Below are 17,871 nucleotides of genomic sequence, written 5' to 3' on the forward strand. Positions count from 1 at the left end.
CCGGTGCCCGGTACCCGGTGCCCGGTACCCGGTACCCGGCATAATCGATCCATGACCATCGGATTCATCGGCGCAGGACACATCGGCAGCGTTGTCGCGCGTGCGGCGATTGCGGCCGGACATTCGGTCGTGCTCAGCAACTCTCGCGGACCCGAGACGTTGGCCGACCTGGTCACGCAACTCGGTCCGTCTGCGAGGGCGGCGACGCCCAGTGACGCCGCGCGAGCCGGCGCCATCGTGGTGGTGACGATTCCGCTCCGGAACATCGCAGATGTGCCGATCGAGCCACTCGCGGGCAAGGTCGTCATCGACACCAACAACTACTACCCGCAGCGCGACGGCCACATCGCCGAACTCGACGACGAGTCGACGACGACCGCAGAACTACTGCAGCGCCACCTGCCGACGTCGAAGGTGGTCAAGGCCTTCAACCACATCTACGCGGCGCAGATCACGACCGACGGCACGCCTGCGGGCACGCCGAACCGTCGTGCGCTGGTGATTGCGGGAGACGATGCGGCGGCGAAGGCGACGGTGACGCAACTGCTCGACCAGTTCGGGTATGACACGGTGGATGCCGGCCCGCTGGCCGAAGGATGGCGCATCCAGCGCGACACGCCCGGGTACGGCCCGCGGCGCAACGCCAAGGAACTCCGCGCGGATCTCGCAGCCGCGAAGCGGTATCGCGATATGTGACCGGTCACCGGGAACCGGGAATCGGGAACCGGGAACCGGGAATCGGGAATCGGGAATCGGGACCGATCGAGAAAAACCGGTGTAGCCGTCGAGCTTGCTCGACGGTCAGCTCGCCGCGGCTTACCGTCCAGCGTCCAGCGTCCAGCGTCCGGCGTTGTCCACGTAGCTCAGGCAAGTGCTTGAGACCTGAGTCCTGAGTCCTGAGACCTGAGTCGCGCCGTCGAGCTTGCTCGACGGGCGACGAGACCGCGGATCGGGTGTCAGCCGACGAGCATCGGCATCGCCCAGAGGACACCCACGACGAGCGAGAGCACGCCCGCCGACAACTGGAGCCACGCCTGCAGGTGCGGGCGGGAGGCGATGCGCGAGAGCTGCCAACCCGCAAGCCCGGAGACCGCCGTCATCGCGGCCACTGACCCCAAACCGAAGAGCGCGACGAATACGAGGCGGGCTGGCAGCGAGGTGAATGCCCCCATCGCGAGCGCGGCGAGCGCGCCGCTGCCCGCGAGTCCATGTACGACGCCAACCAGGTATGCGCGCGGCGACAGGGCCCATGTGCCGACATGCAGGTGATGTCCCTGCGCCGGATGGTGATGGGCCGTGTGCCCGTGCCTGTGCCAGGCGTCGCGTCCGCGGCGCATGTCGGCAATGCCACGTCGCACGGCCCGGGCGCCCAGCCCGATCAGCATCAGCGCGACGAAGAACTCGAGGGCACGCATCGTCGACGATGAGAGTTCCGCACGCAGCCCGCCGAGCACCACGCCAGCCGCGAGCAGCGCCGACGTGTGTCCGAGCCCCCACCATGCCCCGAGCCATGCCGTGCGGCGGCTGCCGTGACCCTCTGCGACGAGGGTCGACATCGCGGCCACGTGATCGGGCTCGCAGGCGTGTCGCATGCCGGTGACGAGACCGAGCACGCACGTGATGACGACAGTGTCAGCGGTCAATCAGGGCCATCCGTAATCGAAGGCTCAGGTCTGAGGTCTCAGGTCTGAGGTCTCAGGTCTCAGGTCTCAGGTCTCAGGTCTCAGGTCTCAGGCTCAAGCTCAGGGCTCAGGGTAACCTGGGGCTTGAGACTTGAGACCTGAGACTTGAGGCGGAAGATTGAGCCAGTCTCACACACGCGGCGCGTTGCGCGCGTCTGACATACATGGAAAACGCCGAACGCCTAACGCCGAACGCTGAACGGCAAGCCCAAGGCCCAAAGCGGCCGCGGCTCAACCTGACCGTCGACCTGACTTGTCCGCCGTAGACTTGGCGAAGGTGGATGGTCGACGGCACCACTGTCAGGGGAGAACGTAGGCGTCGAGCTTGCTCGACGCGACTCCGGACTCCCGGTTCCCGATTCCCGGTACCCGGTACCCGGCACCCGTTGCCCGGTACCCGGTACCCGGTGCCCGTCAGCCATCCCGCGGTGCGCGTACGACGCGCTCGGTGCGTGCGGAGCGTTCGTCCGACCACGCCCGGAACGTCAGCGTCGCCGCGCCGAGTTCGACCACGTCGCCGTCGGCCAGGATGCGCGGCTCGGCGATCCGCTCACCGGCCACGAATGTCCCGTTGCTCGACTCGAGGTCGGCGATGGTCGTCTTGTCGGTGCCGACGTCCACACAGGCGTGCCGCCGCGATACCCCAGAAGCCTCCACCCAGACATCACACCGCGGATCGCGCCCGACGACGTTCTCGCCGGCCGCGAGCGGGAAGGCGTGGTCGTTCCGCACCAGCCAACAGAGGCGCTCCTCGGTGCGCGTCTCCGGCCGCACGGCCGCGAGGGTCTGCGCCGGTCCGCTGAACGCATAGCCAACGCGGTGCACCGTGCGGACGAAGCTGGCCTGGCGCGAGTCGTCGCCGAGCACCTGGCGAATCTCGGCGATCACCACGCTCAGGTTGGCCTCGCCCACGAACGTGTCCTGCCAGACGTGGTCGTGGATCTCGCGCTTGCTCACCACCGTCGGACGACGATCGAGCAGCAGCGCGAGCAGGTCGAATGCCTTGGGCGAGAGGTGCACGCGGGCGCCCGCGTCGAGCAGTTCGCGCGTCTCGGTGTCGAACGTGAAGCGGCCGAAGGCAACCCTCATGAACGCTCTGCGAATCCTTGGAAATCCCTTGGGACTTCGTGACGGGGTCCGGTGCATAGTACCCGACGACAGCGGAGGTAGACGGCGGAATGACAGCGGGGAAGGCTCCAAGCGGTCGGGAGATCTGGAAGGCGGTTCGCGAGGAACTCGTGCTGAACCTGTACGCGCTGCCGTTCAGCACGATTGCGCCGACCGTGTACCACGTCTACCTGCATCCGGAGGACTTCGACGCCATCGAAGGCATCTCGGGCACGCTGACCGAGCAGATCCGGCAGGCCCTCACCGAAGAGGTCACTCGCCTCAACCGCGACATGGGCGGTCGCGTGAAGACCATCATGGCGCGCCTGCTCGAGCGTGATCGGCTTGCTCCGGTCGAAATCCCGCCCGGCGGCTGGGAGGTGAACCTGCGCCGCGATCCCGATGGCGAACTCGCCCGCGGCCAACTCGGGATCGTCTCGACACTCGCCATGCCCGCGCCAGTCGAGTACGGCGGCACCCCCACCACACGCATCGTCCGCAGCATCGTCGGCGCGTCTGGCCGGGCGGCAACGGTGAGCCACGTGCCGCAGCAGGCTGGGTCTGCCGTGCCGGGGGCCGCGATGCCATCTGATGGCGGCGTGCGCGAGACGGAGGGCCGCTCGAGCCCCGACCGCGCCCGCCTCACGTACTCGGACGACCAGGGTGCGCACACGTTCATGATGCGCAAGGACACCGTGTCCATCGGCCGCGGCGGGAGTGCCGTGTGGGTGGACGTGCAGGTGATCACGACCGCACGCGTCTCACGCGAGCACGTCCGGATTCGTGGCGACGCCTCCGGCGGGTTCTTCGTGCAGGACGTCAGCCTGTGGGGTACCACCGTCGACGGCGCCCCGATCCCGCCTGCGGTGAAGGGACCCGAGGGCGTGGCGCAGCCAGGCCCCGAGCAGCCGCTCCCGGCCCGTGCCCGCATCGGCCTTGCCGACGCGATCACGATCGACTTCGAGGCCCTGGGCGCGCCATGACCTGGCTGCACATTCTCTTCCTTGTCGCCCTGCTGTCGGCCGTGGCTTGGATTGGCTGGCTTGCCTGGATGTTCGATCGTGGCTGACAGCGCGACCATTCCCGTGCTGCTCTCGGCTGCACTCTCCGACCCGGGACGCGTCCGTACGAACAACGAGGACCTGCCCATCCTCGATGCCGAGCGCGGCGTCTTCGGCGTGATTGACGGCGTCGGCGGACACGCGGCCGGCGAACTCGCCGCCGCCATCGCCCGCGACGTGATCCTGCAGCGCCTGGCGCGTCCGCTTGGCACGCCCGCGGAACGTGTGCGCGAGGCGATCGCCATCGCCAACAACGAGATCTTCCGTCGCGCTGCCAGCGAGCCCACGCTCGCCGGCATGACGTGCGTCGTCACGCTGGCGGTCGTGAGCGACGGGCGCGTCACGGTTGGCCACGTCGGCGACAGCCGGCTCTACAAGCTGCGTCCGTCGGGGGTGTGCAAGCTCACGCACGACCACTCACCGGTGGGCGAGCGCGAGGATGCGCACGAGATCGGCGAGATCGAGGCCATGCATCACCCGCGGCGGCACGAGGTCTTTCGTGACGTCGGCAGTGCGCTGCGCGACAAGGACGAACCTGACTACGTCGAGGTGATCGACGACACGCTCGAAGACGACGCGGCGATCCTGGTGTGCAGCGACGGGCTGACCGACATGATCCCGTCGGCGACGATCGAGCGCGTGGTGCGCCTGCACGCGGGTGATGCGGGGGCGGTGACGACGGCACTCGTGGCTGCGGCCAACGAGGCGGGCGGTCGAGACAACGTCACGGTGGTCTACGCCGAGTCCCCGGGGTTCGCCGCCGCGTTCAAGGCCGGCACGCCCGCCATACCCGTGAGTGATGTGGCCCCAGCGGCTGATGCTGCGGGCGGGGGCACGGCTGGCCGATCGCTCGGCGCACGCCTGCTGGCCGGCCGCACCACATGGTTCATCGTCGGAGCCGTCCTCGGGGTGCTCGGCGCGCTCCTCCTCGCCTGGCGACTCTCCACGGAGGTGCCCGTGGGCGGACGCACCATCGTTGCCGCGCCCCAGGCGTCGGAGACGGTCGGCACGCTGGCCGCGGCTGTGCAGACCGCCCACGCAGGCGACGTCATCCGCCTCGAGCCCGGCACGTATGCCGAGTCGATCGTCGTCCCCGAGGGCGTGTCGCTCCGAGCCCGCGTGCCTGGCAGCGCGGTGTTCGTCCGGCCGCCGGGCGCGACCGGCGAGTGGGTCGCCCTCGTCGCGCCGGGAGACGGCGGCGCCATCTCCGGCCTCCGGATCACCTCGACCGCGGAGGCGCCGGTGCAGGTGGGCGTGCGAGTCGACGGGCAGGGACGATCGATCGAGTTGTTGCAGGTCGATGGCCCCGTCACGGCAGGCGTGGACATGCTCGAGGACGCCTCGGCGACGCTGCAGGGCAGTCATTTCGCGGTCGCCGGTCCGGCCATCGTGCTGGCGGCGCGAAGCCAACTCGACGCCACCGGCAATGTCTTCGTGGCGCCCGCAGGGAGCAGCCCCGTCGTGCCCGCGCTGTCTCGCCGCGCCGCCGCCGTGGCAGCGAGCCGCACCGCACAGCCGGTGGCCCCGAGCATCTTCGCCATGCGCCTCGAAGACGGCGCCCGCGTCGTCCTCAATCGCAACATCTTTGCCGGCTTCGGCCCGACGCCGATCAAGGGCCTGACCGATGCCGAGCGGGAACCCATGCGTACCGCCAACGTCGTCGTGTCTCCGGACCTTTCCACCCGCTGACAGGCTGGAGACCACGAATGTCCTGGCAGGTCGCAGGTTACGAAACGGATGCAGACAAGCCCTTCGACCAGGGCAGCTTCGGCACCGTGTGGCATGCGCGGCGATTGAGCGACGGCACGCGCGTCGCGCTCAAGCTGGTGTTGCGCGACCACGCGGCCGACGCCGTCGAGCGCATCGAGGCCGAGCGACGCGGCGCAATGCTGCAGCGCAGTTTCCACGATGCGCACGGGATGGTCCCGGCGGTCCATGACGTCGGCTACGACCTGGATGGTGACCTGTATATCGCCATGGAGTTGATCCAGGGTGGGTCGCTCTCGGATTTGATCGCGACTGGCGCACTCGAGTCACGTGCGGCTGCCGATCGCGCGACGGCGATCTGCAGCTTCCTGGAGAAGGCGCACAGTTTCTCGACGACGATCGAAGGCGAGCGGTACGACCGGCTGGTCCACGCGGACCTGAAGCCGGGACACATCTTCGTGCGCGACACCGGCAACGTCATCGTCCTCGACTTCGGCATCGCCAAGGCACTCGACAAGTCCAAGCCGCTCACCACCAACAACTGGGGCACCTCCGCGTACATGTCGCCGGAGCGCCTGCTCGACGGACGCGTCGACGAGCACGTCGACTTCTGGTCGCTCGGTGTGATGCTGTACGAGATGCTGGCGGGCCATCGCCCGTACCGCGCCCTGCAGGCGCCATCGCTCAAGAGCCAGCTCGAACGCGCCATTCGCGGCAATGCGCCGCGCGAGCCGTTGCCGGAAACGGTGCCGGCGCCGCTGGTGGCCATCGTCAACAAGCTGCTCGCCTATCAGCCGGACCGGCGGTACCCGAGTGCAGGGACGGTACGAGCCGATCTGGCCTTGTTCCTCGGCGGCGGGCGGCCTATCGCCCTCGCCGAATACGACACGCCGGCAACCACCCGCGTCGACGCGCCGCGCGACGTGGACGACGAGGAAGCGCCTGCCTACGCTTCTGTGGCCTACGGTGCCGAAACGGAGCGTCGTCCCCAGGATCTCGCGCTTGCCGTGACGGGCGCCGTGCCGTCCACCGATCCGCTGCCGCTCATGCCGCCAGCCCTGCCAGGCGGCATGGCCGCAGACGTCCCAACCACGGCTATCGACGTACCGGTCGAAGGGGGTACGGCGGCCCGTATCGCGACGGCCTCGTCTCCGGTACCGCGGCCCCGACGCACGCGTCGGCTATTGTCAGCGGCGGCGGCATTGCTTGCCTTGTACGTCGGCACGTCCGAGGCAGTGGCGTGGATCGGCGCGGAACGCTTCCGTGACGTCGTCAGCACGATCGACGGTCCTGCGCTTGCGACCGCCGAAGACAGCTACGACCGCGTCGCGTCCACCGGTCCGTTGGACCTGGCGCTGCGCTGGCGAGTCGATGGCCGCCTTCAGTCGCACCTGGTCGGCCTCGCCAACCGGGTGATCGAGGACTACCGTCACGAGCAGCCGTCGCTGTCGCTGTCGGACTGGAAGCAGGCGCAGGAGGCGCTGCGCTGGAGCCTGCGTCTGGCGCCTGGCGATCGCGAGGCCCGGGCACGCCTGCAGACGTGCGAAGCGCACATCCTGCGGATCTCCACGAAACCTGGCCGTTCCGATACGACGCAAGCCACGTATCGCCGGGCCATCGATCGTTTTCGGGACGCCGCGCGACTCGATCCCGGATCGTACGACCCATACCTCGGTATCACGCGTATCGCCGTGTACAACCTCGTGCCGGCCGACGTGGAACTTGCGTCGCAGGCGATGGCGGATGCCGAGAAGCGCGGCTACTCACCGGGCCGTCGCGAACGCGCGCTGCTCGGCGACGGGCACATGCGTCGTGGCGAGGTACTGCGTCACGAGGCACGCAACGTCTCTGGCACTCAGCGCACGCACGCGCTCGAGCAGGCCCGCGACAGCTTCCAGGCGTGCATCGAGGCGTTCGAGCCCATCCTGGGGTTCGCCAACGCTGCCAGGAACATCGAGACCTGCAAGGCCCAGGTGGCGCTCGTCGAGAAGGAAATCGAGAATGCGCAGGCCAAGGAGAGCGAGTCCTGATGCGCATCATCGACACTGCAGGCGCGCGCGCCGCCACGGCACGTCCACGTTCGGCCACCGCGAGGCGCACGGCAAACGTCGAGGCGCTTGGACTCGTCGCCGCCTCCATCGTCATGGTGTTCGGGCTCGGCCTGACGACGTGGGCACGCCTCGGCGCGAGTGCTGCCGTCGGCGCGGGACGCACCGTGCATCTGCGCACGCTCAACTCCGCTGCCGACCTCCTTCCCGTACTGACGATGGTGACGGGCGAGGCCGAACGCCAGGCCATCGCCGAGCGCGTCTACCGCCGCGCCACCGATGTCACCGTGCCGATCGACCACGTCGGGGCGTTGGCCGGGATCGACTTGTCCGAGGCCGAACTCAAGGCAGACCGGAGACTCACCCGGGCCCGGGCGCGGCTGGCAGGCAGGGCCGGGACCGGGGCAGTGCGGCTTCTCACCGCCGCGGACCTGGCCGCGTTGAAGACACACGTAATCGTCCGCACACCGCGTGAGTACGTCTCGCGTCTCGGCAGGTCGATGGCCGCATTTTTTGCCCTCTTCTGGATCGCCCACCTCGTCCGCCGGTGGCGCGGTGCCGACGACGATCCCGCGTTGCTGCCGATCCTGCTGATGCTCTGCGGCCTCGGCTTCATGAGCATGATTGCGTTGCGCGATCCGCTGCGAGACGGGCTCATCGCGTCGACCTTCGTCAGTGGCGTCTGCGCCGGCCTCGTCCTGCTCCTGATCGCGTCCGAGATCGATTACGAATCGTCCGCTCTCCGCCGGTCTGTGCTCCTGCCACTGGGCGCGGCGCTTGCACTTGCGGCGCTCCTGCTCGTCTTCGGGTCCGGGCCAGGCAGCAGCGGGGTCAAGGTGAACCTGTTCGGCGGACAGCCGGTGGAAGTCATCCGGCTGCTGGTGGTGTTTGCCATTGCAGGGGCGCTCGCGCGGAGGTTCGAGCTGCTCCGCGAGCTCTCCGAACCAGCCACCGCAGCGCGTCCATGGCTTGGGCTCGTCGGTCTGCCTCGTTGGCGCGACGTGCGGCCCGTCGTGGCGAGCATGGCGCTGGTGCTCGCGTTCTTCTTCCTCCAGAAGGACCTCGGCCCGGCGCTCGTGCTTTCGTGTGTCGTGATCGCCCTCTATGCGATCGCGCGCGGTCGGCTCGCGTTCGTGTTCGTGGGATTCGGAATGCTCGCCGCCGGCTTCGCGGTGGCATACGCGATTGGATTCCCTCCGACAGTGGGCCAGCGCGTCAGCATCTGGGCCGATCCCTGGAACAACGGCGTGCCCGGTGGCAACCAGATCGCGCACGGCCTGTGGGGAATGGCAACGGGCGCGGCGTGGGGGAGCGGTCCGGGACTTGGCAGCCCGCAGTCGATTCCGGAGGGCCACACCGACTTCGTGCTCGCGGTGCTCGGCGAACAGCTTGGTTTTGTCGGCGTGCTGGCTGTCCTGGCGCTGTACGCGCTGCTGGCGTGGCGGTGCCTGCGCGTCTCGCTGCGCGCGCCGGGCGACTACAGCGCCCTGCTCGGCATCGGCGTGACCCTGGCGTTGGTCGTGCAGGCATTCGTGATTGGCGGCGGGTTGCTTGGCGTGCTGCCCCTCACCGGCGTGGTGACGCCCTTTCTCAGCTACGGGCGCTCGTCGATGCTGGCCAACTGCCTGGCCACCGGCGTGGTGATGGCGGTGGGACGGCGGCGCGGGCCGGTGCGTCTGCACCTCCAGCAGCCGGTGCGGGTGCTGGCCACGATCCTGGCGGTGCTCGGCGGCGTGATCGCCTCTCGGGCGGCGTGGGTGCAGGTCGTCGAGGCCGATACGCTGGCGACGGCGGCGAGTCTCAGCGAACAGGGCGATGGCGGCTATCGCTTCGAGTACAACCCGCGACTCGTCGCCGCGGCGCGCACGATCGATCGCGGCACGATCTCCGATCGCCATGGCGTCGTCCTCGCCACCAGCCTGCCCGGGGAGACTGCAGGCATCGACGCGGCGTTTACCAGGGCGGGGCTTGTTCGAGAACGCACCTGTGCGCCGGACGAGCCACGGTGCTACCCGCTGGGGGGCATCACGTTCAGCGTGCTGGGCGACTGGGCCGGGCAGGTGAACTGGGGCGCGCGCAACGCGTCGTACGTGGAGCGTGAACGCGATGCGCGGCTCAAGGGATTCGACGATCGACAGCGGGTTGTCGACGTCGTGCATCCCCAGACAGGCGTGCACGGCAGGACCATCCGGCGCGACTACTCGGCGCTGCTGCCCCTGGTCCGCCATGGTGCCGCATCGACGCGCCCAGAGGTGGCGCTCCTGCTCGGACGTCCGCGCGACGTGCGCGTGACCCTGGATGCGCGTCTGCAGCAGCGCGTGGCGCGGGCCTTGCGCACCGGCATGGAGCGCGGCGCGCACACACGCGGCGCGGCCGTCGTGCTCGACGTCGAGACCGGCGACGTGCTCGCATCGGTGAGCTATCCATGGCCGTCCGGCATCGAGGGCACCATGGCCGCGTCCGACGATCGGCATGTGGACGCGTTGCTCGATCGCGTGCGGTACGGCGTGTATCCGCCGGGCTCCACGTTCAAGCTGCTCGTCGCCGCTGCCGCACTACGCACCCATCCCGAACTGCAGACCGTCACGCACATGTGCGTGCGCCTGCCTGGCGGACGCGTCGGCAACACCATCAGGGGCTGGACCCGCCCGGTGCGCGACGACGTGAAGGACGTGACGCCGCACGGCGCGGTCGACCTGCACGAGGGCCTCGTGGTCTCCTGCAACGCCTACTTCGCGCAGCTCGCGATGCAGCTCGGTCCGCGTCCGCTGCTCGACGCGGTGTCGCTCTTCCAGATCGAGGCGGCGCAGCCATCCACGGTCGCCGCCCTGCGCAACACGCTGCCGCATGCCGCGTACGGCCAGGCCGACGTGCTCGCCTCACCGCTGAAGATGGCCCGCGTCGTGGCCGCGATCGCTGGCGACGGCCGCGTCCTGCCCGCGCGCTGGACCGAAGCCGACGCTGATGCGGCCGAAGACGCGCCGCGGCTCCTCAGCGAGGCAGACGCGCGTCGCCTCGCGCAGTACATGCGCGACGTGGTGACCTCCGGCACCGGCCGGACCTTGCTCGGCAATGCCACGCCGATCGCAGGCAAGACGGGTACCGCCGAAGTCGATGGGCGCCCCGCCCACTCGTGGTTCATCGGCTTCGCGCCGTATGGCGGATCGCGACCGATCGCGTTCGCGGTGCTCGTGGAGAACGCGGGCTATGGCGCGCGTTCCGCCGCCCCGGTGGCCGGCGAGATCGTTGACGCCGCGCGTGAGCTCGGTCTGTTCAAGTAGGGACCCATGGACGTGAATCGACTGGCTGGCTTCGGCAAGGATCTCCACTCACGGATCCGCACGTTCTTCAACACGCCGCTGGACGCCAACGCGACGCCGCTCGAGATCGGCCAGGCGGTGCTGGACCAGGTGGAACGCCAGGTGCAGCCCGTCGCCCGCGGCCGCCGGGTCTTCCCGTTTGTCGGTCTCGCGATCCGCGTGCGCACCAACCCGGCGTCGAGCGCGGCGATGATCGCCGCGTTCGAGGACTTCGCCACCCGCGTGCGTGAGCGACTCGCCGAGGTCCGGTGCGAGGCGCCGCGGCGTCTCGACGTCGATGTCGAGTGCCTGGAGGTGGCGCCGGCCTCCTGGCCAGAGGCCCGTGTCTTCGACGTGAGCTACATCGCCGACGAGGCTCTGCCCGTCAAGAGCCCGGCGCGCGGTGGCGGCACGGCGCCGGTGGTGCACATCACGGTGGTCGCCGGTACAGCAGTGGAGTCGTCATGCCGCTTCGCCGAGGGCACGGTGTCGATTGGCCGGTGCGCCGATCCAGCCGACGACATGGGGTACGTCCGTCGCAACCGCATCGCCTTCCTGGATGTCGTCGACGGCATCAACGAGACCGTCGGACGCGCCCATGCCCGCCTGCGCTGCGACGCGGTAGCGGGCGAGGTCCGGCTGTTTGACGAGGGCAGCCGCAACGGCACGTCGATCCTGCGAGACGGCGACGTCATTGCCGTGCATCGTCGCGATCCGCGCGGGGTCCGGCTGCGCTCGGGTGACGAGATTCGCCTCGGGCGGGCCCTGCTCCGAGTCGAGATCGATGGGTAACAGGCCGGGATCAGCGGGCAGGCTCAAGGCACGAGGGACAACGAACACGTCAGAAGGGCGTCAAGACATACCCTTGTGACTCCTCCCGTCGTCGCTTGTCCCTTGACCTGGCGAGCGGCCAGGGACCTCCCGCTTCATGCGTTCGCCCGGCCCTGTCGATTGTCAGGCGGAGCGCCCGCGTAGCGTGGGCGCCCGAACCATGCTGCCCCTCGCCTCCGAGCCATCCGAGTCGTCACCGACGAGATCTCGCTCCCGTGCGTCCGCAGTCTTGCCGCTGCCCACCTCGCACGACGATCCCGTCGCCCTCACCGCCGCCGTTCACGAGGCGGTCGCGGGGATCCAGCAGGCGCTGTTGTGGGGAATGGATGTCGACGACTGCCGTAGCCTTGCCCTCGATGCGTTCGTCGAGCTGACCGCCAGCACGTGGGGCGCCGTCGCGCACATCGCCAGCGATTCCGGCGCCGCCGCCCCCACACTGCATATCGATCTCGACCGTAACACGAGGGTCCCAGCGGATCCGGATGGTCCCGCGCCGCCCTCCCGCGACGAGTTCGCTGCCCTGGCGCTGCCTCACGTGCGCCGCGCGACGACTCGCCGCGCACCGTTGACCGTGCGATTGCCCGGCCCCGCGGGCGCCGCCCAGCGCGCGGGCGTGCGCGCCTCGCCCGACTGGATGCTCGTGCTGCCGGTCCCTGCCGGCAGTGCTCCCAACTCCGTCGTCCTCCTCGTTCGCGGTGCGGGCGGGTATACGGAGGCCACGGCATCGGCCGTCGAGCCCTTGCTGCGGCTCACGGCGCACGTCGACACGTGGGCCCGGGAGGTCGAAGCGCGGCGCGCCACGGAACGCGAACTCGAACGCGAGCGCCGTCGCCTGGGCCTGGCGCTGCAGGCCTCCAACGTCGGTGTCTTCGAGTTCGACGCGGGCACCGGGGCGTTGCAGTGGGACGCCCGCCTGTGGACGATGCACGGGTTGTCACCACGGGATCAGCCGTGGACGATCGGCGACTGGTCGTCCTTGCTGCATCCAGACGATGCGCATCGCGTGGTGGACGACCTCATGGCGTCGGTGGAGCAGCAGCGACCCCTGGAGACGCAGTACCGCATCGTCTGCGGCGACGGCGAGGTGCGCTACATCCGATCCAACGGGCAGATTTTCGAGCATGCGGCCGGCCGGCTGGTGATGGTGGGCGCCAGCATCGACGTCACCGTGGATGTGCGTCTGCAGCAGGAACTCGCCGCCGAGCGCGCGCAGGCAGAAGCCGCGACGCGGGCCAAGTCGCAGTTCCTCGCGACGATGAGCCACGAAATCCGCACGCCGATGAATGGCGTGCTCGGCATGCTCGAGTTGCTGTTACGGAGCGGCCTCAGCGCCGAGCAGCACGAGCTCGCGATGACGGCGCACGAGTCAGCCGAGTGCCTGCTGCGGATCCTCAACGACATCCTGGACTTGTCGAAACTCGAGAGTCACCAGGTATCGATCGAGTCGATCCCGTTCCAGCCCGCGAAGGTGATCGCCGACACGGTCGCGTTGTTGGTGCCGCGTGCAGCCGAGAAGAACCTGCAACTCCATCGTGACATCGATACGGACATTCCCGACTGGATCAGCGGCGACCCGATGCGGCTGCGCCAAGTGGTGCTGAACCTCACGGGCAACGCGATCAAGTTCACCGCCGAGGGGCACGTCACGGTTCGCGCCCGCCTGGAGCGTGACGCCATCCAGACGCTGCAGCTGCGCGTGGAGATCACCGACACCGGCGAAGGCATTCCCCACGAGGCGCAACCGCGCCTGTTCCAGCACTTCGTCCAGGCCGATTCGTCGACCTCGCGCCGATTCGGGGGCACCGGGCTGGGCCTCGCCATCAGCCGACAGCTCGTGGAGTTGATGGGCGGGCGCATCGGGCTGACGAGCGCGCCGAGGCAGGGCAGCACTTTCTGGTTCGTTGTTCCGGCGGTCGCCACGTCGCCACCGCAGAACGGCGAAGATGCGGCCAGGCCCCTCCACAAGGCGCCGGCGCCGGTGGTGGTCGCGCCGCTTCGAATCCTCGCGGTGGACGACAACGCCGTGAATCGCCGCCTCGTGCAGGCATTCCTGGCCTCGGGCAAGCACGTGGTGCGGGCGGTGGACGGCGGACACGAAGCCCTGGCGGCGCTGGCGGAAGAAGCCTTCGACCTCGTGCTCCTCGACATCCAGATGCCGGTGATGGACGGCCTGACCTGCCTGCGTCACATCCGAACGAGCGGAGGCGCGATGCGTGACGTGCCGGTCATTGCCTTGACCGCCAATGCCATGGCTGGCGACAAGGAACGCTACCTGGCGGAGGGGTTCACCGACTACGTTTCCAAGCCGATGACGATGCAGAGCCTCGCGGAGGCGATGGCGCGAGCGACGGCTCCGCGCCGCATCCTGGTGTGACACATCCCGGCCTCCTACGCTTCTTTCGAGCCGGCGTCCCACGTGATGGCCGTCACGTTTCGCACTATCCTAAGGAATAGGGCGGGAAGTTCGGGCTGCAGTGAACGGCGTCGTGCCGGCACCGGCCTGCGGGGTCTGATGCGCGGATGCCGAACAAGGCGAGTGCAGGGGTACTGATGTACCGGCGACGAGCCAGCGGGCTCGAAGTGTTCCTCGTACACCCCGGTGGCCCGTTCTGGGCTCGCAAAGATGTTGGCGCGTGGTCGATTCCGAAGGGCGAGATCGAGCCGGGCGAGGCGCCGATCGACGCGGCGCGTCGCGAGTTCGCCGAGGAAACCGGATCGGTCGTGTCGGGCGCGTTCGCGCCATTGGGGTGGGTACGGATGCGCAGCGGCAAGGTCGTGCACGCCTGGGCGGTCGAGGGCGAGATCGACGCCGACGCGATCCGCAGCAATGTCTTCACGCTGGAGTGGCCACCGCGATCCGGCCGTCAGCGGCAATACCCCGAGGCTGATCGCGCGGCATGGTTCCCGCTCGACGAGGCCCGGCGCCGCATCCTTGCCGCGCAGGCCCCGCTGATCGATTCCCTCGAAGGGCTGGTCTCGTCGTCACAGCGCAGCCCCGCATGAAAGCGGCCGCGTACGCGACCCTCGTCGTCGCCGCCCTCTGTGGCGCCGGCGTGCCCCTCCTGGCGCAGCCCTGGTACATGACCGAAGCGGCCGGCACGTGGAAGCCCTGGAAGATGCAGCTCTCCTCGAGCACGCGCGCCGCCGCCAAGGCGACGGCGGTAGAACTCAAGGCATTCGAGGGAGAGCTCGTGAAGTTCACCGCCATCTGGCGGCGGGCACCGGGTGTCGCCGAGCCGAAGGGCTTCAGCGTCGAGACCTACGGACATCTCGGCGGCACCGAGCGCCGCCTGCCGGGGCAGCCGCCGATCGCCAGGATGCCAGTGGCCGGCGGGGTCACTTTTGCGGCCTTCCCGATCTTCGAGTACGAACGCAAGGGCAAGCGGGTGCGCGAGGATACAGGCGAGACCGCGACGATCGGGTTCGCCGTCAACGACCTCGATGCAGGGATCATCGGCCGGCCGGGACCGGAGGAGTGGCGCTCGGTCGAGCACGACGTCATCTTCCCGTTTACTCGCACCGGCGAGCGGGCCGGCTTCCCACGCTTTGAGGAGATCGTCGTGATGACGAGGCGAGAGGCGCCGCTCTGGACCGCCGTGCCCGTGCTCGAGGCGTGGCAACTGCAGGAGAGGGTCACGCGGCAGGGCCTCGAGGAGGCGACGTCGCAGATCGCGAAGCTCACGGCCGCCCTGGAGGCCGAGGTCGACCCCGCGGAGAAGGCGAAGCGTCAGGCCGACTACCAGCAGACCGCGAAGACGATGCCAGATGCGGTGGCCTACCTGAAGCAGATGGCGGAGGTCGAGGTGATACGCGAGCGCACCGCGCGCGCTGACCTCGCCCCGACGGCGTTCGAGCCAAAGCGCCAGAAGCAGGCCACGCAGGATCTGGCGAGCGTGCAGGCGATCATCGCCGCGCTGACGCCGGAGGAGCGGACGGCGGCGGCGTGCTACGTGCCGGGGACGACCCGGGTCGAGGGACGCATCAAGGCCGGTCCGGCCAACGTCCGCTGCACGGCGCTCGTGCGCCCCAACTACGACTTCTTCGATCGGACGCTGCCGCGCAGCGCGCCGCAACTGGTGATTCTCTGGCAGGCGAAGCGGTGCTACGAGGACGACCGCGAGCGCGTGTCAGATGAGCGCAAGGGCTGGGTGGCCGGCTGCGTCGCCAACCGCAAGCTGCTGGAGACGTGGGATCGCCAGGCGATCCTGGAGTGGCTTCAGTAACGCCTAGTGCTTGATGCTTGAGGCTTGACGCTTGATGCTTGACGCCTGGGGTCGGGCAGCCGACCTCCAAAAGGTGGGGCCCGCTCTCCGAGCGCGGCCCGTGTAGGCCGGGCCGGGACGGCCGGCCCTACCGTCGTCCGTCGGCCTGACATGTCCACCGTAGCGTTGGCGAAGGTGGAAGGTCGACGGCTACATCGCCGCGACAAAGACGTAGGCGTCGACCTTCAGGACCAGGACGTAGGCGTCGACCTTCAGGTCGACGCTGACGCTGTCAGCGTTCGACGTCCCACGTTCGTTCCAATCGTCACGCCGACGCTACCTCGGCGATCCGCGATCCCCGATCCCGATTCTGTTTCGTCGTCCGTCGACCTTCAGGTCGACGGCTACAACGCCGCGAGCAGGACGTAGGCGTCGACCTTCAGGTCGACGCTGACGCTGTCAGCGTCGGCGTTCAGCGTCCGGCGTTCGTCTGGACATCACGCCGACGTTCGCTGCTCGCCCACGCGATGAAGTGCTTCCAGTTGGGTGCGTCGGTGTGGCCGCCGTCGTGCTGGCGCCACGCGAGATCGCCGTCGAGGAGGCTCTGGTTGACGGCGGGCATCGGTGCGGTGCGCCAGGGCTCGGTGACGCCGAGATCCTTCGCGCCGAGCAGGCGCCAGGCCGGCTGCGCGGCGAGGCTGGCCATCCAGGCGCCGCGCTGGTCGATCCAGTGCGCGTCGCCCTTTTCCGGAATACCGTGGCTGATGAAGACGCGTCGAGGCGCACAGAGGGCGATCAGCGAGTGGCTGTCCACCGGCAGATCCACTGGTGCCTTGGTCACGCCGGCCGGTGCGGCCGCGCCGTAGATCAGGTAACGCCCGGCGAACCAGTGGTATTCGCCACTACCGGTGAGGTTCTCGATGGCCTCGCCGAACGTGCGTCGTATCAGCTTGGCGCCGCCGGCTCCGGAGGATGCGATGAGGCCCATCGCGAAACGCGTGTCGAACGCCATCGTGACCAGGGCTGCCTTGCCGTAGCGCGAGACCCCCTCGATGGCGACGCGTGACGCATCGATCGACGGATCGGTTGCCAGGTGGTCGAGGGCCCGGCTCGCGCCCCACGCCCATGCCCGCAGGGAACCCCAGTCCTCGGGATTTCGCCGCTCGCCGCGATTGGTGAGCCCGATGATGCCTCGCGTCAGCCCCGCGCCGTTGTCGGCCTGCACGCTGGACGGGTTGAGGAAGGCGTACCCCCAGCCGGCGGCGATCAGTTGTTCGGTGCCTGGCGGATCGTCACCAGGCTGCGGCGTCGGCGGCCGGAACCCCGGCGGCAACGCTGGCGGCGGATCGCCTGGCAAGCCACCGCCGCGGAACATGATCACCAGCGGCACGGCCTTCGGGGCCGCTGCCGGCGTGACCAGCATCAGGGTGATGTCGACGGTGATCGCCGGGGCGTGCCGGTTGTCGACGTGGCCGATCAACTCGCGCCCGAGCACCGGGTGTCCGGCGACGGTCATCGACACGCGACGTACTTCGCGCCACGTCACGCGCGGCACATCACGCGGCACGCGCCCATACACCTCGCGCGAGAAGTCCTCGAGCAGTTCGGTCCGTCGCCGTGTCCAGGCCGCGGCCGTGGTCACCCGCGACCCACCCTTCGTGGCGAGGATGTCAGGGATATCGGTGAACGGGTTGGCCTTGGCCTCGTCGCTGTTGGCGGCGTTGGGCGCCGATGGATTGCCGCTCGGTCCGGGCCGCATCGCCGTGATCCCGAGCTGCCGTTGCATGTCGGCGTAGTCGGCCGCGGTCTCTTTCGCCAGTCGTTCCCGTGCCTCGTTCGCAGCCTGATTCCCGGTTGACGATGCCGGCGCTTGCGCACGCGAGGCGGCCGCAGGCAGCGCGAGGAGCATGACGACGACGATGACGTGTTGCATG

12 protein-coding genes are annotated in these 17,871 nt (G+C 69.1%); 9 read left to right on the plus strand and 3 right to left on the minus strand.

Annotation, left to right across the window (positions count from 1 at the left end; genetic code table 11):
• The first annotated feature begins 51 nt into the window (after window positions 1-51).
• Complete coding sequence (locus tag LuPra_RS09190) at window positions 52-696, plus strand: NADPH-dependent F420 reductase (RefSeq protein WP_234800801.1); 645 nt, start codon at window positions 52-54, stop codon at window positions 694-696.
• 260 nt (window positions 697-956) lie between these two features.
• Here the strand turns inward: LuPra_RS09190 and LuPra_RS09195 are convergent, their stop codons facing one another.
• Together LuPra_RS09195 and LuPra_RS09200 are read right to left on the minus strand one after the other, a co-directional pair.
• Window positions 957-1,643: a high frequency lysogenization protein HflD gene (locus LuPra_RS09195; protein ID WP_110170467.1), complete on the minus strand. Its 687-nt coding sequence runs from the start codon at window positions 1,641-1,643 to the stop codon at window positions 957-959.
• Between the two features lie 453 nt (window positions 1,644-2,096).
• Window positions 2,097-2,771, minus strand: coding sequence for an FHA domain-containing protein (locus tag LuPra_RS09200; protein WP_162271339.1), 675 nt, complete (start codon window positions 2,769-2,771; stop codon window positions 2,097-2,099).
• Between the two features lie 89 nt (window positions 2,772-2,860).
• On the opposite strand from LuPra_RS09200, the gene LuPra_RS09205 reads away from it, so the two are divergent.
• From LuPra_RS09205 to LuPra_RS09240, 8 genes are all read left to right on the plus strand, one after another.
• Complete coding sequence (locus tag LuPra_RS09205) at window positions 2,861-3,772, plus strand: FhaA domain-containing protein (RefSeq protein WP_110170469.1); 912 nt, start codon at window positions 2,861-2,863, stop codon at window positions 3,770-3,772.
• Window positions 3,773-3,850: 78 nt separating this feature from the next.
• On the plus strand, window positions 3,851-5,539 hold the full coding sequence (locus tag LuPra_RS09210) for a protein phosphatase 2C domain-containing protein (protein ID WP_157898935.1): 1,689 nt from the start codon (window positions 3,851-3,853) through the stop codon (window positions 5,537-5,539).
• 17 nt (window positions 5,540-5,556) lie between these two features.
• Window positions 5,557-7,587 carry a serine/threonine-protein kinase gene (locus tag LuPra_RS09215; RefSeq protein ID WP_162271340.1) on the plus strand — a complete coding sequence of 677 codons (2,031 nt, stop codon included), beginning with the start codon at window positions 5,557-5,559 and terminating at the stop codon, window positions 7,585-7,587.
• Window positions 7,587-10,886: an FtsW/RodA/SpoVE family cell cycle protein gene (locus tag LuPra_RS09220; RefSeq protein WP_110170471.1), complete on the plus strand. Its 3,300-nt coding sequence runs from the start codon at window positions 7,587-7,589 to the stop codon at window positions 10,884-10,886. The genes LuPra_RS09215 and LuPra_RS09220 overlap by 1 nt, the downstream gene beginning before the upstream one ends.
• Window positions 10,887-10,892: 6 nt before the next feature.
• Window positions 10,893-11,696 (plus strand): FHA domain-containing protein, encoded by an 804-nt coding sequence (locus tag LuPra_RS09225; protein ID WP_110170472.1) that lies wholly within the window; start codon window positions 10,893-10,895, stop codon window positions 11,694-11,696.
• Window positions 11,697-11,964: 268 nt separating this feature from the next.
• On the plus strand, window positions 11,965-14,109 hold the full coding sequence (locus LuPra_RS09230) for a hybrid sensor histidine kinase/response regulator (RefSeq protein ID WP_110170473.1): 2,145 nt from the start codon (window positions 11,965-11,967) through the stop codon (window positions 14,107-14,109).
• A gap of 146 nt (window positions 14,110-14,255) precedes the next feature.
• Window positions 14,256-14,738 (plus strand): NUDIX hydrolase, encoded by a 483-nt coding sequence (locus LuPra_RS09235; RefSeq protein ID WP_110170474.1) that lies wholly within the window; start codon window positions 14,256-14,258, stop codon window positions 14,736-14,738.
• On the plus strand, window positions 14,735-15,958 hold the full coding sequence (locus tag LuPra_RS09240; RefSeq protein ID WP_110170475.1) for a hypothetical protein: 1,224 nt from the start codon (window positions 14,735-14,737) through the stop codon (window positions 15,956-15,958). The genes LuPra_RS09235 and LuPra_RS09240 overlap by 4 nt, the downstream gene beginning before the upstream one ends.
• Before the next feature lie 451 nt (window positions 15,959-16,409).
• Here the strand turns inward: LuPra_RS09240 and LuPra_RS09250 are convergent, their stop codons facing one another.
• Window positions 16,410-17,870: an alpha/beta hydrolase family protein gene (locus LuPra_RS09250; RefSeq protein ID WP_110170477.1), complete on the minus strand. Its 1,461-nt coding sequence runs from the start codon at window positions 17,868-17,870 to the stop codon at window positions 16,410-16,412.
• Window position 17,871 lies beyond the last annotated feature (1 nt).

It is taken from the genome of Luteitalea pratensis (genome assembly GCF_001618865.1).
GTDB classification, from domain to species: Bacteria; Acidobacteriota; Vicinamibacteria; order Vicinamibacterales; family Vicinamibacteraceae; genus Luteitalea; species Luteitalea pratensis.

What these genes read in the sequence shown, in the direction of transcription:
- LuPra_RS09190 (WP_234800801.1), top strand. Translation starts at nt 52, where the DNA reads ATGACCATCGGATTCATCGGCGCAGGACACATCGGCAGCGTTGTCGCG.
- LuPra_RS09200 (WP_162271339.1), bottom strand. Translation starts at nt 2,771, where the DNA reads ATGAGGGTTGCCTTCGGCCGCTTCACGTTCGACACCGAGACGCGCGAA.
- LuPra_RS09205 (WP_110170469.1), top strand. Translation starts at nt 2,861, where the DNA reads ATGACAGCGGGGAAGGCTCCAAGCGGTCGGGAGATCTGGAAGGCGGTT.
- LuPra_RS09215 (WP_162271340.1), top strand. Translation starts at nt 5,557, where the DNA reads ATGTCCTGGCAGGTCGCAGGTTACGAAACGGATGCAGACAAGCCCTTC.
- LuPra_RS09220 (WP_110170471.1), top strand. Translation starts at nt 7,587, where the DNA reads ATGCGCATCATCGACACTGCAGGCGCGCGCGCCGCCACGGCACGTCCA.
- LuPra_RS09225 (WP_110170472.1), top strand. Translation starts at nt 10,893, where the DNA reads ATGGACGTGAATCGACTGGCTGGCTTCGGCAAGGATCTCCACTCACGG.
- LuPra_RS09235 (WP_110170474.1), top strand. Translation starts at nt 14,256, where the DNA reads ATGCCGAACAAGGCGAGTGCAGGGGTACTGATGTACCGGCGACGAGCC.
- LuPra_RS09240 (WP_110170475.1), top strand. Translation starts at nt 14,735, where the DNA reads ATGAAAGCGGCCGCGTACGCGACCCTCGTCGTCGCCGCCCTCTGTGGC.
- LuPra_RS09250 (WP_110170477.1), bottom strand. Translation starts at nt 17,870, where the DNA reads ATGCAACACGTCATCGTCGTCGTCATGCTCCTCGCGCTGCCTGCGGCC.